The organism is Mesorhizobium sp. P2_C5_2, from assembly GCF_056404535.1.
Genome location: NZ_JBFUDV010000004.1, coordinates 196,696 through 214,012, shown reverse-complemented (window position 1 = coordinate 214,012; position 17,317 = coordinate 196,696). Strand labels below are relative to the sequence as shown.

The 17,317-nt window shown below is 62.0% G+C and carries 15 protein-coding genes, 1 tRNA gene and 1 pseudogene; 12 read left to right on the top strand and 5 right to left on the bottom strand.

Going from position 1 to position 17,317, the window contains the following annotated elements:
- Positions 1–141 precede the first annotated feature (141 nt).
- The 10 genes from AC1D1B_RS16110 to AC1D1B_RS16065 all read left to right on the top strand — a co-directional run bounded on the left by AC1D1B_RS16110 (position 142) and on the right by AC1D1B_RS16065 (position 11,307).
- On the top strand, positions 142–1,074 hold the full coding sequence (locus tag AC1D1B_RS16110; RefSeq protein WP_477333503.1) for a lysylphosphatidylglycerol synthase domain-containing protein: 933 nt from the start codon (positions 142–144) through the stop codon (positions 1,072–1,074).
- 135 nt (positions 1,075–1,209) lie between these two features.
- Positions 1,210–1,283 (top strand) — tRNA-Gln (locus tag AC1D1B_RS16105).
- A gap of 285 nt (positions 1,284–1,568) precedes the next feature.
- Positions 1,569–2,099: a DnaJ domain-containing protein gene (locus tag AC1D1B_RS16100; RefSeq protein ID WP_477333502.1), complete on the top strand. Its 531-nt coding sequence runs from the start codon at positions 1,569–1,571 to the stop codon at positions 2,097–2,099.
- Between the two features lie 187 nt (positions 2,100–2,286).
- Positions 2,287–2,919: a hypothetical protein gene (locus AC1D1B_RS16095; RefSeq protein ID WP_477333501.1), complete on the top strand. Its 633-nt coding sequence runs from the start codon at positions 2,287–2,289 to the stop codon at positions 2,917–2,919.
- A 91-nt stretch (positions 2,920–3,010) separates the two neighbouring features.
- Positions 3,011–3,313: a hypothetical protein gene (locus tag AC1D1B_RS16090; protein ID WP_477333500.1), complete on the top strand. Its 303-nt coding sequence runs from the start codon at positions 3,011–3,013 to the stop codon at positions 3,311–3,313.
- A 281-nt stretch (positions 3,314–3,594) separates the two neighbouring features.
- A complete protein-coding gene (locus tag AC1D1B_RS16085; protein WP_477333499.1) occupies positions 3,595–4,098 on the top strand; it encodes a hypothetical protein in 504 nt (167 codons plus the stop codon).
- Positions 4,099–4,416: 318 nt separating this feature from the next.
- Positions 4,417–7,758: a M10 family metallopeptidase C-terminal domain-containing protein gene (locus AC1D1B_RS16080; RefSeq protein ID WP_477333498.1), complete on the top strand. Its 3,342-nt coding sequence runs from the start codon at positions 4,417–4,419 to the stop codon at positions 7,756–7,758.
- Positions 7,759–7,836: 78 nt separating this feature from the next.
- Positions 7,837–8,229 carry a hypothetical protein gene (locus tag AC1D1B_RS16075; RefSeq protein WP_477333497.1) on the top strand — a complete coding sequence of 131 codons (393 nt, stop codon included), beginning with the start codon at positions 7,837–7,839 and terminating at the stop codon, positions 8,227–8,229.
- 34 nt (positions 8,230–8,263) lie between these two features.
- On the top strand, positions 8,264–10,000 hold the full coding sequence (locus tag AC1D1B_RS16070; protein ID WP_477333496.1) for a type I secretion system permease/ATPase: 1,737 nt from the start codon (positions 8,264–8,266) through the stop codon (positions 9,998–10,000).
- Positions 9,997–11,307: an HlyD family type I secretion periplasmic adaptor subunit gene (locus tag AC1D1B_RS16065; protein WP_477333495.1), complete on the top strand. Its 1,311-nt coding sequence runs from the start codon at positions 9,997–9,999 to the stop codon at positions 11,305–11,307. The genes AC1D1B_RS16070 and AC1D1B_RS16065 overlap by 4 nt, the downstream gene beginning before the upstream one ends.
- Positions 11,308–11,370: 63 nt before the next feature.
- Here AC1D1B_RS16065 and AC1D1B_RS16060 read toward each other — a convergent pair whose 3' ends face one another.
- From AC1D1B_RS16060 to AC1D1B_RS16045, 4 genes and pseudogenes are all read right to left on the bottom strand, one after another.
- Positions 11,371–12,804, bottom strand: a complete 1,434-nt coding sequence (locus AC1D1B_RS16060; RefSeq protein ID WP_477333494.1) for an aldehyde dehydrogenase family protein — start codon at positions 12,802–12,804, stop codon at positions 11,371–11,373.
- A 146-nt stretch (positions 12,805–12,950) separates the two neighbouring features.
- Positions 12,951–13,289, bottom strand: a complete 339-nt coding sequence (locus AC1D1B_RS16055) for a hypothetical protein (RefSeq protein WP_477333493.1) — start codon at positions 13,287–13,289, stop codon at positions 12,951–12,953.
- 70 nt (positions 13,290–13,359) lie between these two features.
- Positions 13,360–13,743, bottom strand: coding sequence for an ACT domain-containing protein (locus tag AC1D1B_RS16050; protein ID WP_477333902.1), 384 nt, complete (start codon positions 13,741–13,743; stop codon positions 13,360–13,362).
- Between the two features lie 75 nt (positions 13,744–13,818).
- Positions 13,819–14,109 (bottom strand): annotated as a pseudogene (locus AC1D1B_RS16045) (GNAT family N-acetyltransferase); the annotation flags it as partial.
- 472 nt (positions 14,110–14,581) lie between these two features.
- Between AC1D1B_RS16045 and AC1D1B_RS16040 the strand changes: the two are divergent.
- The gene (locus AC1D1B_RS16040; protein ID WP_477333492.1) at positions 14,582–15,658 is read left to right on the top strand and encodes a YeiH family protein; all 1,077 of its coding nucleotides are present in this window, start codon (positions 14,582–14,584) and stop codon (positions 15,656–15,658) included.
- Between the two features lie 5 nt (positions 15,659–15,663).
- Here AC1D1B_RS16040 and AC1D1B_RS16035 read toward each other — a convergent pair whose 3' ends face one another.
- Positions 15,664–16,161, bottom strand: a complete 498-nt coding sequence (locus tag AC1D1B_RS16035) for a GAF domain-containing protein (protein ID WP_181061771.1) — start codon at positions 16,159–16,161, stop codon at positions 15,664–15,666.
- 182 nt (positions 16,162–16,343) lie between these two features.
- Between AC1D1B_RS16035 and AC1D1B_RS16030 the strand changes: the two genes are divergently transcribed.
- Positions 16,344–17,240 carry a GlxA family transcriptional regulator gene (locus AC1D1B_RS16030; protein ID WP_477333901.1) on the top strand — a complete coding sequence of 299 codons (897 nt, stop codon included), beginning with the start codon at positions 16,344–16,346 and terminating at the stop codon, positions 17,238–17,240.
- Positions 17,241–17,317 lie beyond the last annotated feature (77 nt).

The following is a 17,317-nucleotide window of genomic DNA, read 5'->3' as shown; positions in this document are numbered from 1 at the left end:
TTGCGGCGTTGAATAGCGGGGCTTGTCCGGTTGAATAGCCGGCTTCAATGAGGCATTTCTGAAATGAGGGGGAATATTGGTGAATCGCGGACGTTTTCACGCCCGCTTGGGCGATGGGCAGCAACGCATGACGAGAACTCCATGAGTTGGAGGCGCTATCTGTGGCCGGTCATCGGCATCGCGGCGGTCATCGGGTCGCTGCTTTTGCTGTGGCATGAGCTGCGCGGCATTTCGATCGACGATGTCTGGGACGGCATCGTCGCCATCCCGACGCGCGGCTGGGTGCTGGCGGCGCTGAGTTCGGTCGTCGCCTACGCCTCGCTTGCCGGCTACGACCATATTGCTCTTCTGCATATCGGCAAAAAGGTGTCGTGGCTCTTCGTAACCTTCTGCTCCTTTACCACCTATGCGCTGTCGCACAACATTGGCGGCTCGGTGCTTTCGGGCGCCGTGATCCGCTACCGCGCCTATGGCACCAGGGGGCTGACCGGCCAGGATGTCGGCATATTGGTGGCGATCTGCTGGATCACCTTCGTGCTCTCCAGCCTGCTGGTCGGCGGCCTGGTGCTGGTGTTCGAGCCTGCAATCATCGATCGCTTCGTAGGCGCCCCCCACCACGGGCTGGCGATCGCCGCCGGCAGCGCTTTGCTCATTCTGGTCGGTGCCTACATCTTCGGCAGCTGGCTGCACCTGAATCCGCTGAAAATCGCCGGCTTCCAGCTGCACTATCCGGCGCTGCCGATCGTGGCGCGGCAATTGCTGATCGGCCCGATAGAATTGCTGGCGGCGGCGGCGATCATCTTCTTTGCCCTGCCCGTGGCCGGCAATCCCGGCTATTTCGTCATCCTCGGCGTGTTCCTGGTGTCGTTCTCGGTGGCGCAGATCTCGCATGCACCGGGCGGGCTCGGCGTGTTCGAGGTCGTGTTCCTGGCCGGACTGTCACAGATGGATCCGGTCGGCGTGCTGGCGGCTCTCCTGGTGTTCCGGCTGTTCTACCTGATCATCCCGCTGCTGATCGCGCTTGGCGTGGTGCTGTTCTTCGAGCATTCGCAATACAGCCGAGGCGAGACGTAGCGCCCTGCCCGCGCGCATCAACGGAACAAACCAAAAGCCCATGATTGAAACGCAACGCAGGCTTGACTATTTTCCGGCGGCGGCTACAAGGCACGCGCGGCTGCTTCGGCGGCCCACCAGCGCGACAGCGCCTGCTGGGGAATAGGTTAACGGTAGACCCACGGACTCTGACTCCGTTAGTCCTGGTTCGAATCCAGGTTCCCCAGCCAAAAATTTTCTTCGCCGCCCAATAGTGTGCACACAGCAAGAAGGCGGCGTTCATCCTGTGGAACACCACCGGGCCGGTTTGGCCGCCTGCCGCTGATTATCAGGACAGAGCGAGCGCGTTAACTGCTTTGCCGGTTTCGGCTTGGGCCGGACCAAAGTCCGGCTTGTGACTGGACTCAAGCAAGCGCAATATCGCTGAAGAACCCGACGGCTGAGGGCCTGGATCGCTATAGATAGGCGGCCCAGGCTCTTGGTTTTTCGGGGGCGATGTTTGAGGGAGCAGCGCATTGTTCGTCGATTACTACGAGCTCTTGGAGATCAGCCCCAACGCCAACTCGGAGACGCTTGAGCGAATATTTCGCTATTTTGCGATGCGCTATCATCCCGACAATCAGCAAACCGGAAATGAAGCCCGCTTCAGTGAAATAGTAGAAGCACACAACGTCCTGAAAGATCCGGTCAAGCGCGCCCAATACGACATTTCCTATCGAGAGCATGCCGGTATGCACCTTCAATTGGTGGAGGAAGCAAGCGACGCCAAGGGCGTTCAGAAGGATGCCGTGGTCCAGGCCAAACTGCTTTCTCTGCTCTATGTGAAGCGCCGCCAGGATGTCAGCAACCCCGGCATTGGCGACGTCGAAATCGAACGCTTGTTAGGCTGTCCGCGAGAACATCTCGAATTCCATCTCTGGTACATGAAGGCGAAGGGGTGGATCGCAAGAATTGAGAACGGGACAATCGCAATCACGGTTGAAGGCGTCGACCGCGCCGATTCCGAATTGCGTCGCGATACCAGCATTCGGCTCCTGGAACACTGAACCGTTGACCCAGGCTATTTGCAGGTCCGGCGGGACGCAGCGAGCCTGCGTTCAAACAGGGATTCACATCGACACCGGTTCGATCTAGAATCTGGTCATGGAAGCGCTATTCGATGGCCGCTCGAACGCCATCAGCGAGCCCTGCACACAAGGCGATACCTGAGCGGTTCCTGCACAAGGCCACGTCATGCCCACCGATAGCCAGTACATTCTCGAACGCATCAGCCAAGGCTGCGCGACGCTTGCCGATGACGAGTTCGTCATCGACAGGCTGGTGAAGTATGTCGGCAATGGCAGGATCCGGTGGCACGTCGAATTGCGCGGGCATCGCATCGAGCTGACGACCGGCCAGATCAAGAAGCAGCCGACCTTCCGCAGGAAGATCCTCGAACAGGCCGGTGTGCTGCCGCCCCAGCGTGCCGGCGCCGACTACAAGCGATGGGCACTTGATCTCCGGAGGAACGCCGTCGAGCTTCCGTGGCGCGACAGGCCTGTCGATGCCGGTTTTGCCATCGACAGGCTCACCAGCCACGGCGATGGGCGCTGGACGGTCGAATACCAGGGCAAGGCCATCAAGTTCACGACGACCAAGCTGCGCAGGCAAATCAGTTTCCGCAAGCGTATGCTGGCCAAGGCCAAGGTGCTGCCGCCCGAATTGACCCCGGCTGCCTATCGCAAGTGGATGGACTGGCTCATTCAAAACGCCACAGAGGCCGCACCGCAGGCCGGAGAAGCCTCGCTGACGGAGAAGAGCTGGCTTGATGAGTTGCCAGAGCTGGCCGGGTGGCGAAATGAAGCGCCGCCCCAGAGGACCGACTAGGGCGGCAACAGCCAATAAAGATTTATCCGCATTTTAACTAATGTAGGCCATGCTCACAGATGGTGTTCTCCCGACTGGCGGGCAGAGTGACATGACTGACCTTGTGGATGAGGATGAGCTTCCGGTACCCAGCCGATCCGGCCGCTGGCGCGCAATAGCGTTGGCGACACTCCAGATCGTCCCGCCGGTCATTTCGGTGGGATGCGCCATCATGGCCGGCTATTTCACCTATGTGGTTTCGAATTCGAACAACAAGCCGCCCGCGGATATGGCAGCACTAGCTGTGTCGATCATGAAATCCGGCGATGCTTCTCCGGAACTGCGCGATTGGGCAGCGGACGTTCTGGGAATACAGACCGATATCGGAATGCCTGCCAAAACCGCCCAGCGATAACCACCTACCAGGCCTGATGTTCCTGCGGCAGGAACTTGGTCGCCGCCTAAGCCGGCGGCCGGCGCCGCTCATCCAAGAGATTGCCCGAGTAGGCGCCGGCCAGGCGGGCATTGGGGTACCCGCCGTCGCTACATTAGCATTGGCGCATGGGCCTGAAATGGCGCGAACGCGGAAGGCCGGCAGCCGCGGCATTACAGCAATTTTTCCCAAGACCCGGAACCCGCAACGCCGCAATGGTTGTGGCCCCCAGCGTCTTGGCGCGGCTTGCCCTGGAGACAATCATGACGACGTTTCTCACCGCTCTCGCATCTGAGGGTCCCGCAGCCGATCAGGCGAAAGACATGGATCTGTATGGATGGCTGATTGGCAGCTGGGACATGGAGACGGTCCACCACCGCGACGACGGCACAATTCAGAAATGGGATGGTGAGTGTCACTTCGGCTGGGTGCTCGAAGGCCGCGCCATCCAGGACATCTGGATCAGGCCCAGGCGCCCTGCCCCGTCCACCATGTATGGCACGACCTTGCGCGTCTTCGACCCCGGGATCGGCGGCTGGCACATCATCTGGAGCGATCCGCTCAACCAGGATTATTCGCGCCAGATCGGGCGGGCCGAGGGCAAGGACATTGTCCAGATCGGCGACGACTCGCGCGGTCTGCAGGCCCGGTGGCGGTTCACCGAGATCACCGCCGACAGCTTTCATTGGATCGGCGAAGAGAGACGCGCGGAGAGCGACCCGTGGCGCGTGACGTACGAACATTTCGCGCGGCGGACGGGTTCCTAGCCCTGCATGCGCGTTCGCTGCCAGCTTCCGCTGCCAGCCGGGCCATGCAGGTTGGCTAAGGTCGGCGAGCTGCGAACATAGATTAGCGCGAGCTTAACTAACACCAAACCAGTATCTCAAAATGCACCGAGACAAGAGTGCCCAATAATCTCATGTGTACCGAGCGCGAGTGGAGGGTAGACAAGCGAAGATTCCAATAGCATTGTTGGCACTGGGACGGGGCTCGACCGGAAAGCGCAAACGATGCTTGCCGGTGGTTGGCACAAGCTAAACCGTACAGCCGTAATTGCCACGGTTGTGAGACAAGGAGTCCCAAGGATGCCGAACCCAAGCCAGACCAGCGACCAATGGTGGGTCAACGACCAGACGCCGGACAACCCGTACGGCAAAAGCGAAGATTACGAGGCCTACCTCACCTACCTTGGAGCGCTGGACCGGTCGCTGACGCCGGCGATCGCGGCGGGAACGCTAAGGATCAATGTCGCCGAGCTCAATGATCACCCCGAGTACAAGGCCGCCGCGATCGGCGCCTTGCAGATGTGGGCCCTTGTCACTCCTTTGAAGTTCGAAATCGTCGACGATGCGCCATACAACAGCGCAACCGACTGGATGCAGGTTGTCAGCCCCGAACTGGGCGAGGAGGACGACGGCAGCGCCTATTCCAACGACCGCTATGTCAGCATAGGTCAACGTTTCCACGACACGGAGAACAACAAGACCGATATTGGCGGCTATGTGTTCGATTCCTTCATCCATGAATTCGGTCATGAGTTCGGCCTGAACCACCCCGGCCTCTACAATTACAGCGGTCCCGGCGGCGTTCAGATCAACTATCTGAACAATGCGACCTGGACCTACGACCGTCAGCAATACAGCGTCATGTCCTATTTCGACGGGATCGATGTCGGCGAAACCACCCGCTGGTCGGCTTCAACGCCGATGATGGCCGACATAGAAGCCGTTATCCGCCGCTTTTTCGCGACCGTCGACGAGAATGGGGTGTTCACCTATCAGCATATCGACCTCAACACGGGCGACAATGTCTACGGCTTCGGCAGTACCGTGGATGGCTACCGGCTCAGCGCCTCGGGCATGCAGCACGACATCGGTTTTGTGATCCATGACACCGGCGGAAACGACACGATCGACTTCTCCGGCTCCACGGCGGGCACGATCCTTGACTTGCGCGCCGGGCAGTTCTCCAGCGTTAACGGCCACAGCAACAATGTGTCGATCTTTGCCGGGCACAACGCCGATGGGACCGACTATTACATCGAGAACGGCATCGGCAGCAGCTATGACGACGTCCTGATCGGCAATGACGGAGACAACGTCCTGGATGGCCGCGGCGGCGGCGACCGCATGGCCGGCAATGGCGGCGACGACACCTACTTCGTCGACTCCCTCGACGACATCGTGCGCGAAGAAGCCAATGGCGGGAACGACACGGTTATCCTGTTGTCCAGGAGCCTGAAGATCGGGAAAATCGCCAACGTCGAACACATTATCTACGCCGATGAGTCGACGCCCCAACCGGGAGATGGCGGCGGCGAAACGCCTCCCATCATCGGCGACAACACGATGACCAGCGTCATCTTCGGCGACAACGGGAACAACACGCTCGACGGCGGCGCCGGCAACGACACGATCTTCGGTCAGGGTGGCGATGACCTCATCATCGGTGGCCGCGACTCGCTCGCCAGCCGCGACATCAACAACACCATCGATGTCGCCGACCTCGAAGACCAGACCGAGAGCGACGACGGCAATGACACGCTCTATGGCGGCGGCGGCAACGATACGATCCTCGGTGGCCAGGGCAACGATATCCTCGACGGCGGCGCCGGCGACGATACGCTGAGCGGTCAGGATGGCGTCGATATTTTCAGGGGCGGCGCGGGCGTCGACACGGTCGACTACAGCAAGGAAAGCCCCTTCCAACTGCTCGTAAACCTCGAGACGAACGTTGCCAATGGCGGCACCGGCACGGGCGACACCTTCTCCAGCATCGAGAACCTGATCGGGTCCGATGACCGCATCGACCGTTTCATAGGCACGTCGGCGGCAAATCATTTCTGGGGCCGGGGCGGCGGCGACTATTTCAACGGCGGCGGCGGCAACGACATACTGGATGGCGGCAATGACGGCGACATCCTCTACGGTGAAGCCGGCAACGACACCATCATCGGCGGCGCCGGCCAGGACTATCTGGATGGCGGCGCCGGTATCGATACGGTCGTCTACGAAGGCAGCTCCTCGGGTGTGACGATCGACCTCGCCAATGGCACGGCCAATGGCGGCGACGCCGATGGCCCGGTGCAGATCGTCGGGCGCGGCACCGTTATCCGGCACGACATCCTCGTTGGCTTCGAAAACGCCGTCGGTTCGTTCTTCGATGACCATCTCATCGGCAACGCCCAGGCCAACAAACTTTCCGGCGGCGCGGGCAACGACACGCTGACCGGCGGGGGCGGCGCCGACACATTGAATGGCGGCGCCGGCAGCGACACGGCGGACTATGCCGACGCGACCAGCGGGCTCAGCCTCAAACTGGGTGGCGGCAAATCCGGCGGCGACACCTATATCTCGATCGAAAATCTGGCCGGTTCGGGCTTCAACGATCACCTGACGGGCGATGGCTCGGCCAATGTGCTGACCGGCCAGGGCGGCGCGGACAAGATCGACGGCGGCGGCGGCGATGACACCCTGCTCGGCGATTTCGCCTATCCGGGCGATGCTCCGCCACGCCCGGGCATGGGCACCGGCTACGCCACGCTTGGACCAGAGGCGACGAACAATACGATCTCAACCGCCTTCGACATCTCGAACAACTTCTCGCTGGCCGCCGACCCCGATATCTTCGATTCGACGACCACGCTTCACACCACCGTCAACGCCACTGGGAACGGCCTGGGCGGATATTACAGCGTCAACCTGGCGGCCGGCACGATCATCACCATCGATATCGATGGAATTGCCGACCCCAATGTCCATGACAGCATCGTCAGGCTGCTGGACAGCGATGGCAATGTCGTCGCCCAGAACGACGATGGCGGCGACGACCCCGGCTCCACAAACGGCCGGGATTCGAGCACCAGCTTCATCGTCGAGAAAACCGGAACCTACTATATTCTGGAAGGCCAATGGTCGGACTCCGCTCCGGGCGATGGCTGGGTGGAATCCGTGCCGGAGGGCTCGACATACAAGCTGAACGTATCGGTCGACTTCCCGCCAGCGCCGGCTCAGCCGGGCGTTGCGGGCGCCGATACGCTCAACGGCGGCGGCGGCAGCGACCTTTTGGATGGCGGGCTGGCTGCCGATACGCTGACCGGCGGCGCGGGCGACGACTATTTCCGCTTCTCGACAGAACTCGGGAACGGCAATATCGACTGGATCAAGGACTTCAAGGTCGCCGACGATACGATCCTGCTGGACAACCTCATCTTTGCCAGCGTTGGCGGCGACGGCGCCCTCGCCCTGGGCTCATTCTACAAGAGCGGAGCCGGTGTTGCTCATGATGCCGACGACCGCATCGTCTACGACACCGACAATGGAATATTGTCTTACGACGCCGATGGTTCCGGACAGGGAGCAGCCATTCAGTTTGCGCACCTGAACACAAATCTGGATCTTTCGGCCGCAGACTTCATTGTCATCTAACGTGTTACCAGGAGGGGTGCCTTTGGGCTCCCCTCCTGAAGCGCGTGGTGTACCGCAGCGAAAAAGGGAGGGTACGCGATGACCGACCGCCGCACAGTATTGATGGCCGCCGGAGCTGTGGCTGTCGCCGCGGCCACCGGGGCAGCGGCTGCGCAATCGACAGATATTCGCGGCTCAGTCACGTTCGTGGGCGGCAAGGCTATCCCGGAAGGTCATCTCGAGATCTATCTCGAGGACCCCGCCATTCAGGACAGTGGGCGACGTCGCGCCGCGAAAACGAGCCTCAAAAGCGAGGGCGGCTCAAAGACCATAGAATTTTCCTTGCCCCTGCCCGCGAGCTCGACTGCCTCACCAACGCTGCAGATCGTTGCGCGCCTGGAGCGTGCGGACGGCTGGCTGGTGGCGCGCGGCAGCGCACAGTTCGAGGCGGGCTTGCCCGTCCATGTCACACTCAAGGCAGTTATCTATTGAGGGGCGAGATGCCATATCCCGATTGCGAGCTTGCATGCAGCTGACGCCATCGCCGCCGCTTACGCTGGTCGGAATTCTGTCGTCCTTTCGACGTGCTTTTTCGGGCATTGTCCTGATGAGCGGGGTCGTCAACGTGCTGACCCTGACCGGCTCGTTCTTCATGCTGCAGGTCTATGACCGGGTCGTTCCGGGTCGCAGCGTGCCGACGCTGGTCGGCCTGGCGGTGCTTGCGGGAACACTGTTCGTGTTTCAGGGGGTGCTGGAGCTGATCCGCTCTCGCCTCATGGTACGGCTTGGTCAGGGGTTGGACGCAAAGCTGAGCCCGTCGGTCTATTCGGCGCTGATGCGCCTGCCGCTGCGCGCCAAGCCTTCCGGTGACGGACTGCAGCCCTTGCGGGATCTGGATCAGGTTCGCGCCTTTATCGGCAGTCCTGGACCGACCGCGCTGTTCGACCTGCCATGGATGCCGCTCTATATCGGCATCTGTTTCATTTTTCATTTCTGGATCGGCGTTACCGCGCTTGCCGGCGCCGTTGTCCTGTTTGCACTGACGCTTCTGGCCGAATTCCGCACCCGTGGCCCGACAAGGATCGCCGGACAGCATGCAGCCGTCCGCAGCACGTTGGCCGAGGCGACAAGGCGCAATGCCGAAGCCATGCAGGCCATGGGTTTTGGCGGGCGTATCGCCGAGCGCTGGCATGGCGTCAATGCCGAGTACCTGAACGCCCATGCGGCAGCCAGCGATGTCCAGGGAACGCTCGGCACGATTTCCAAGATCCTGCGCTTGATGCTGCAATCGGCCATGCTGGCGATCGGCGCTTATCTGGTCATCCAGCAAGAGGCGACCGGCGGCATCATGATCGCAAGCTCGATCATGATGGGCAGGGCACTGGCTCCGATCGAACTGGCGATAGCGCATTGGAAGGGTTTCATTTCGGCGCGGCAAAGCTGGGCGCGCCTGAAACAGCTGTTGGCTGCGCTGCCGGAAGGCGCAGCCGGCGTAACCCTGCCTGCGCCTGTCAGCGCGTTGGCGGTCGAGAATGTCAGTGTCGCGCCGCCTGGCGAACGGACGCCGGTGGTGTGGGATGCAAGTTTTTCACTGGCCAGGGGATCGGGCCTGGGGGTCATCGGCCCGAGCGCTTCCGGTAAATCGTCGCTGGTGCGTGCGCTTGCGGGTGTCTGGCTGCCGGCGCGGGGCGCCGTGCGGCTGGACGGCGCGACGCTTGACCAGTGGCCGACCGACGAGCTGGGCAAACATATCGGCTATCTGCCGCAGGATGTGCAGTTGTTTGACGGAACGATTGCGCAAAACATCGCCCGCTTCGACCCGGATGCGTCATCAGACATGGTGCTTGCGGCGGCCAAGGCCGCCGGCGTGCATGACCTCGTCGTGCATCTGGCCGACGGCTACGACACGAGGGTTGGCGAAGCCGGCGCCTCACTGTCGGCGGGGCAACGGCAGCGTATCGCCCTTGCGCGCTCTCTCTATGGCGATCCGTTCATCGTCATTCTGGACGAGCCAAATTCCAATCTCGATGCAGAGGGTGAAGTGGCCTTGTCCGCCGCCATCCAGGGCATCAGGGACCGCGGCGGCATCGTTATCGTCGTCGCGCACCGATCCAGTGTGCTGGCCAATGTCGATACCGTGCTGGTGATGGCCAATGGGCATGTGCAGGCCTTCGGCCCGAAGGATGAAGTGCTGAACAAGGTGTTCCGATCGGCAGCACCGCTCAAAGTCGTTGCCGCCACGGAGAGAGGCGTTCCGGCATGAGCGAGGACAGGAGCGCTTTGCATCACAAGCAGGTCCATCGCTATCTCGTGGCCGGGGTTGCTACCTGTCTGCTGCTTGTCGGAGGTGTTGGCGGCCTGGCGGCAGTGACCAAAATGTCGGGTGCGGTGATCGCAGCTGGCCGGCTGGTGGTCGATTCCAATGTAAAGAAGGTTCAGCATCCGACGGGCGGCGTGGTCGGCGAGATCAGGGTGCGTGAAGGCGACCGGGTCAAAGCGGGCGATATTCTGGTGCGCCTGGATGAGACGACAACGCGCGCCAACCTGGCGATCGTCTCAAAAGGTCTGGATGAGTTCTATGCACGGTTGGCGCGCCTGGAGGCAGAGCGTGACGGCAAGGACACGATCAGCTTTCCGGAGGTTTTGACATCGCGGCGCGACGAAGCCGGTGTCGCCGCATCGATGGCCGGAGAACAATCGCTGTTCGATTTCCGGCACCAGGCGCGATCTGGCCAGCGATCGCAATTGCGCGAACGGATCGCCCAGTTGGCGCAGGAGAGTGCCGGTCTGACCGAGCAGCTGCAGGCGAAACGCCGCGAGATCGAGCTGATCCAGATCGAGCTGGAAGGCGTGCGGTCCCTGTGGCATCGCAAGCTGATAGGGATCGACCGCATGACGTCGCTGGAACGGGACGCGGTGCGGCTCGAAGGCGAGCATGGGCAGTTGACGGCGGGAATAGCCCAGGTGAAAGGCAAGGCGGCCGAGATCGAACTGCAGATCATCCAGATCGACCAGGATCTTCGCAGCGAGGTCGCGAACGATTTACGCGAAACGCAAGGAAAGATCTCCGAGTTCGTCGAACGCAAGGTAGCGGCCGAGGACCAGTTGAAGCGCATCGATCTGCGCAGCCCGCAGGATGGCGTGGTGCTGCAATTGGCCGTGCATACAATCGGCGGGGTCATCACGCCCGGCGAACAGGTGATGCAGATCGTACCGGTGACGGACGACCTGACCGTTGAAGCGCATATTGCACCGCAGGATATCGACCAGGTGACGATGGGCCAGAACGCGATTTTGCGCCTGTCGGCCTTCAATCGGCAAACCACGCCGGAACTGACCGGGACGCTGTCGCGGATCTCGGCGGATCTCACCACCGAAGAGCGCACCGGAGCAGCCTTCTATGTTGCGCGGGTGACGCTGCCGAAAACCGAGGTCGCCAAGCTGCGCGGGCTGGCGCTGGCGCCAGGCATGCCGGCCGAAGTGTTCTTCCCGACCGGCGATCGGACGATGCTTTCCTATCTGGTGAAGCCGCTGTCGGATCAGATCCAGAAAGCTTTCCGGGAAGAATGAAGCCGCACCTTTGAGAGCCGAAGCACCGGGACCGGCTGGTTGCCGATCCCGAAGGGGTAGCCACTACTCGGCCGCCTCGTAGCCGGCGATGCCCTTGATCTCGAGGAAATCCTCAAGCCCGTATTCGGCGTATTCGCGGCCGTTGCCGGATTGCTTGTAGCCGCCGAAGGGCAGGCCGGCGTCCCACTGGGGATAGTTGATGTAGACATTGCCGGTGCGCATGCGGGCGGCGACTTCGCGGGCCTTCTGGATGTCCTTCGCCTGGATGTAGGAGGCCAGGCCATAGACGGTGTCGTTGGCGGTGCCGATCGCCTCTTCCACGGTGTCATAAGGCATGATCGCCAGCACCGGCCCAAAAATTTCTTCCCTGGCGATGCGCATGTCCGGCGTGACGTCGGCGAACACGGTCGGACGGATGTAATAGCCGCGATTGAGTTCGGCCGGACGGCCGGGGCCACCGGCCACCAGCGTGGCGCCCTCGTCGATGCCGGCCTGGATCAGGTCCTGGATCTTGTCGAACTGGATCTGGCTGACCACAGGCCCAAGCTTGGTGCCGGCCGCGTCGGCCGGGCCAACGGTGAACTTTTCCGCTGCCGTTTTGGCATAGCCGGTGGCCTCGTCGTGGCGGTCGCGCGGCACGAACATGCGGGTGGGCGCATTGCAGGACTGACCGCTGTTGCTGAAGCAGCCGGCAACACCCTTGCTGACAGCCTTTTCGAGGTCGACATCGGGGAACAGGATGTTGGCCGATTTGCCGCCGAGCTCCTGATGCACGCGCTTGACCGTGTCGGCCGCGGCCTTCGCAACCAGGATGCCGGCGCGGGTCGAACCGGTGAACGACATCATGTCGATGTCGGGGTGGCTGGACAGCGCCTGGCCGACGCCCGGGCCATCGCCATTGACGAGGTTGAAGACGCCCTTGGGCACGCCGGCCTCGTCGATGATTTCGGCGAAGATGATGGCGTCGAGCGGCGCGATTTCCGAGGGCTTCAGCACCATGGTGCAGCCGGCGGCGAGCGCGGGACCGACCTTGCAGGTGATCTGGTTCAGCGGCCAGTTCCACGGCGTGATAAGGCCGACGACGCCGATCGGTTCCTTGACGATCAGCGACGAGCCCTTGACGTGGCGGAATTCGAACGACTTCAGCACTTGCGCCATCTTCTGCAGATGCGCCAGGCCGACGCCGACCTGGCTGTCGAGCGCCATCTGGCGCGGCGCGCCCATTTCGCGCGACACCGCGAGCGCCAGATCGGCGCTGCGCTTCTTGTAGATCTCGATGACGCGGTTGAGTATATCGAGCCGCTCCTCGGCCGAGGTGAAGCCGAATGTCTCGAAGGCGCGCTTGGCGGCGGCCACCGCCTTGTCGACATCGGCCTTGGCCCCGAGCGAAATCTGCGCGAAAGCGTCTTCGTTGGACGGGTCGATGACGTCGAAGCTGTTGGGCACAACCGGATCGACCCAGGCGCCATCGATATAGAATTGCAGATTGTGGGACATGGGTTTCTCCTCGGGGGATTTCTGATCTGATCGGGGAGCGATCGTCCGATCGTCGTATCGGTTCAGAGATAACGATGCGGCAAGAGCGATGTCAAACGCAAGGACGGGCGATTGAGCAAGACGGCTATTGTCCTCCGGCAATGTGATCAGTGAGGCTTCGAGCCGCGATCCTGTGGCACCTCGAAACCCGCATTGGCAAGCCTCTGGCGAAAGCTGCGAACCCACTCATTTTCTTCGTCCCGAAGCATATCCCAAAGCGGCCATTCGGGAGCCGCTTCGACCGCATGCAAAATAGACCAGTTGAGGCCGTAGGCTGTGTCGCCATCGGCTGGCAGCAGCGATATCAGGGCGCCGATGTCATCAGCGGACAATGGGGGAACCAGGGATTCGATGCGCGTTTGCGCTGCGTTAATTTGCTCGGCGTCGAGCTTCTCCGTCAATTTGGAGGCAATCCTGCAGAGGTCACGAACGGCTTCCTGCATCACGTCAGCCTCTTGCTCATAGCCATCCCAATTGAAGAACGACAAATCGACATAGAACTTATACCTCGATAGCCTATAGCAGCGTGTGTCCCGCCGCGATTAGAAGACGTCTGGCAGCGGCTTCATCTGCGGCTTTGACCAGCAGGTGGTCGCCATCGAAAGTGGACACCACGAAGATGCCCAACCCGTTCTCCGACAATGGTTTTATCACCGACAGCACGATGCCGGTCTCGTCGAAGGCAAAGGGCCCCTCGAATTTGAAGGCGACCCAGTCGCCGTCCCGCTTGACGCCGGCCGGCACGCTATCCTGCAGGCAGACGATCGAAAGCTCGTCGTCGGTCCTGGTGATGCTGACGAAGCCCGGCCCGTCCGCCCAGCCGGGAATGCTGTCGGCTGCTTCAAGGCGCGAAATCGCATGCCGCCCCGAGAGCTGCTTGAGCCTGATCCTGGCAGCCATTGTCGAACTCCGCCCTTCGATGGTCGGTGCCAGCCGCTTGCTCATATAGACCGTCATGCCACCCATGAACGGCTCTTCGCGATTGATCGTATAGCCATGCTTCTTGTAGAGCGACACGTTGGCCTCGAAGGCTCCGTTGGTCAGAAGGCGCAGTTCGAAGCGGCCAGCCTCACGTGCCTTCTGCTCGGCCCGCTCCAGCAACAGCCGGCCAATGCCCCTGCCCTGCGCCTGCGGCGTGACGCAGACATTCTCGATCCAGAGGTGATCGTCCGCCAGCATGGTTTCGAGCATGCCAACGATGCTGTCACCCTCGACGGCGAGGTCGAACGGATGTTCGGCAATGGCTTGGTCATAGTCGGCGCGCATCGGCAGCGGCTCGCGGCCGATCACCGGCACCCATTTGGCATAGGCGGCGCGCACAATGTCCCTGATCGCGGCGGCGTCAGCGCGTTCGGCCGGCCGAAACCGGATGGAAGAAATACTGGTCATTCACAGGCTCCAAATGCAAAAAAACCCGCCGATCCTGGTGGATGGGCGGGACTGGTGACGAAAAGTCCGGATTTTTGACTAGTCGGCCATTGTCTTCGCGCAATCAGCTTGCCGCTCCTGCAAGGTGCGGCGTCGCTTCGCGCGTACGGGACAGGTGATCATCGCGGCAAGCTGAAGCGGAAACCGCGGAGCGTCAAGCCGCTCGCCGTAGCCAGATAAAACCGATCGCATGGCCCAGATCGATAGACGACAATTGATCTTTAAAATCGATCATTTCAACCAAAACAATTCGTTGGAAAGATTGGTTCTGGAATGGCATTCTCCCGGGGTACTTGCCTGGAGAATTGCATTGTCTTCCGCCACCCACATCGCGAACGATATTCCGAAAAGCACAATTTCCGCCGATCTGGCCGCGGGCCGCAAGCGGCTCGATTCGGAGTGGAATGGTGTTATCCCCGGTATCGTGCTGGTGGCGATGATCACGGCTGTGGCCTTCTCGGCCCATAATGTCTCCGGCTTTGCCCTGTTCAGCCCGATGATCCTCGCCGTCGTCGCCGGCATGATCTATTCCAATGTGCTCGGCACCCCCGCCCACGCCAAGGCCGGTATCGCCTTTTCGCAAAAGCGCCTGCTGCGCTTTGCTATCGTGCTGCTCGGCTTCCAGCTGACGCTCGGCCAGGTCGTCTCCATCGGCGCCGGCGGCGTCGGCATCGTGGCGCTGACACTTGGCGCCACCTTCGTCTTCACCATCACGCTCGGCCGGCTGATCGGCGTCGACCGCAAGCTGGCGCAGCTTATTGCCGCCGGCACCTCGATTTGCGGCGCCTCGGCGATCGTTGCCACCAACATCGTCACCGATGCGCGCGACGAGGACGTCACCTATGCCGTCGCCTCGATCACGCTGTTCGGCACCGTCGCCATGCTCGGCTTCCCGCTGTTGGCGCCCGTGCTCGGCCTCGACCAGCATGCGTTCGGCCTGTGGGCCGGCGCCTCGATCCATGAGGTGGCGCAGGTCATCGGCGCCGGCTTCCAGAACGGTGCCCAATCCGGCGAGATCGCCACCGTCGCCAAGCTCACCCGCGTCGCCATGCTGGCGCCAATGGTCATCGCGCTCGGCCTGATGGCGCGCCGCAAGACCAGCATCGACCGGGCAAGCGATCAATCGGCGGCGCGGCCGCCCATGCCGTGGTTCGTCGCCGCTTTCATCGCCGTCGTGGCGCTGAACAGCCTGGTCACCGTACCAGCCGAAGTGAAGTCGGCGATGGCGCTCGGCACCACAATGATGCTGACCATGGGGCTCGCTGCCATGGGCCTGCAGGCCAACATTTCGCAGCTGCGCTCGCGCGGCCTGCGGCCGCTGGCGCTCGCCTTCTCGGCCTTCCTGTTCATCGGCTGCTTCAGCCTGATGCTGGTGAAGTTCGCTTAAGCCGCTCAGTCCTCGAACGAGCTTGCCGCGACATAGATCGCGGCCAGCGCCTCGATGCCGGCCTGATCCTCCTTGTCGAAACGGCCGGGCGTCGGGCTGTCGAGGTCGATCAGGCCGAAGACGCCGTCATTGTCCCTCAGCAGCACGACCAGCTCCGAGCGCGAGGCGGCGTCGCAGGCGATGTGGCCGGCAAAGTCATGCACATCCTTGACCAGCATCGACATTTCGAGGTCGATCGCGGTGCCGCATACGCCTTTACCGACGGCGATGCGCACGCAGGCGGGTTTGCCCTGGAACGGTCCGAGCACCAGTTCCTCGTCCGACGCCAGGAAATAGAAGCCGGCCCAGTTGAGGTCGGGCACCATCTGGAAGATCAGCGCCGATGTGTTGGCGGCATTGGCGACCGAGTCGCTCTCACCTTCCAGCAGCGCCTTCAACTGGGTGGCCAGTTCGCGGTAGAACGCTGGCTTGTCGGTGCTGTCGATGGTCTGAGCCGCAAACATGATTCGTCTCCGTTGCCGGCGAGCCAAAAAGCCCGCTACATTTCCTGTCTGCCACCAATGACGCGCCTGGGAAATACACAATTGTGAATACCACCCGTGCCAGCCAGATACATGACCGCGTGCAACCGGCAGCGGATCAAGGCCCCCTCACCTTCGCCGTGCTGGTGTTTCCCGGCTTTCCGATGATGGCGTTCAGTTCGGTGATCGAGCCGCTGCGCGCCGCCAATGTGCTGGCCAAACGGGATTGTTATCGCTGGGTGATCGTCGGTGCCGATGAGGGTACGGTCGAGGCGTCCAATGGGGTTGTCATACAACCGGGATTCTCAGCTTCTGGCGCGCCCAAGGTCGACCGCATCGTCGTCTGCTCCGGCGGCAATGCGGACTTGCTTGTCGCCGACGACGCGGTTGCCTGGATGCGCAAGGGCCTGCGGGGTGGTGCCCATATCGGCGCGGTGGCCGACGCCGCCTTCTTCCTCGCCAGAGCCGGCCTGCTCGACGGCCATGCCTGCACCTTGCACTGGACCAGCCAGGCCGCCTTCACCGAAGCTTTTCCGGACATCGAGCTTCGGCGCGACCTCTATGTCATCGACCGCAAGCGCTTTACTTCGGCTGGCGGCGTCGGCAGCCTCGACATGATGCTGGAGATCATCACCAACGACTATGGCGGCGAGCTCGCGGCGGGCGTCGCCGAATGGTTCGTGCACAGCCCTTTGCGCTCGAGCGTCGACCGCAAACTGATGCCACTGCGCCTGCGCACCGGCGTCCAGAACGAGCTGGTGCTGTCGGCCATCGCCATCATGGAGGATGCGGTCGAGGAGCGGCTCGGCATGACGGAACTGGCGGCAAGGCTCGGCGTCTCCTCCGACAAGCTGGAGCGGAATTTCCGCACCGAACTCAGCATTTCGCCCAACGGCTACTACCGGCGGCTCAGGCTGCGGCGCGCCGCCGATCTTCTGGCGCATTCGACGCTGATGGTGCGCGACGTGGCGCTGGCCTGCGGCTTTGCCTCGATGTCGAGTTTTGCCCGGGCTTTCCGCGAGGAGCATGGGCATGCGCCGAAGGCGATGCGGCGGCATTAATTTTGCGAGATGCTGGCGGGACAGCGCCCCCCTCTGTCCTGCCGGACATCTCCCCCACTTGGGGGGAGATCAGATGT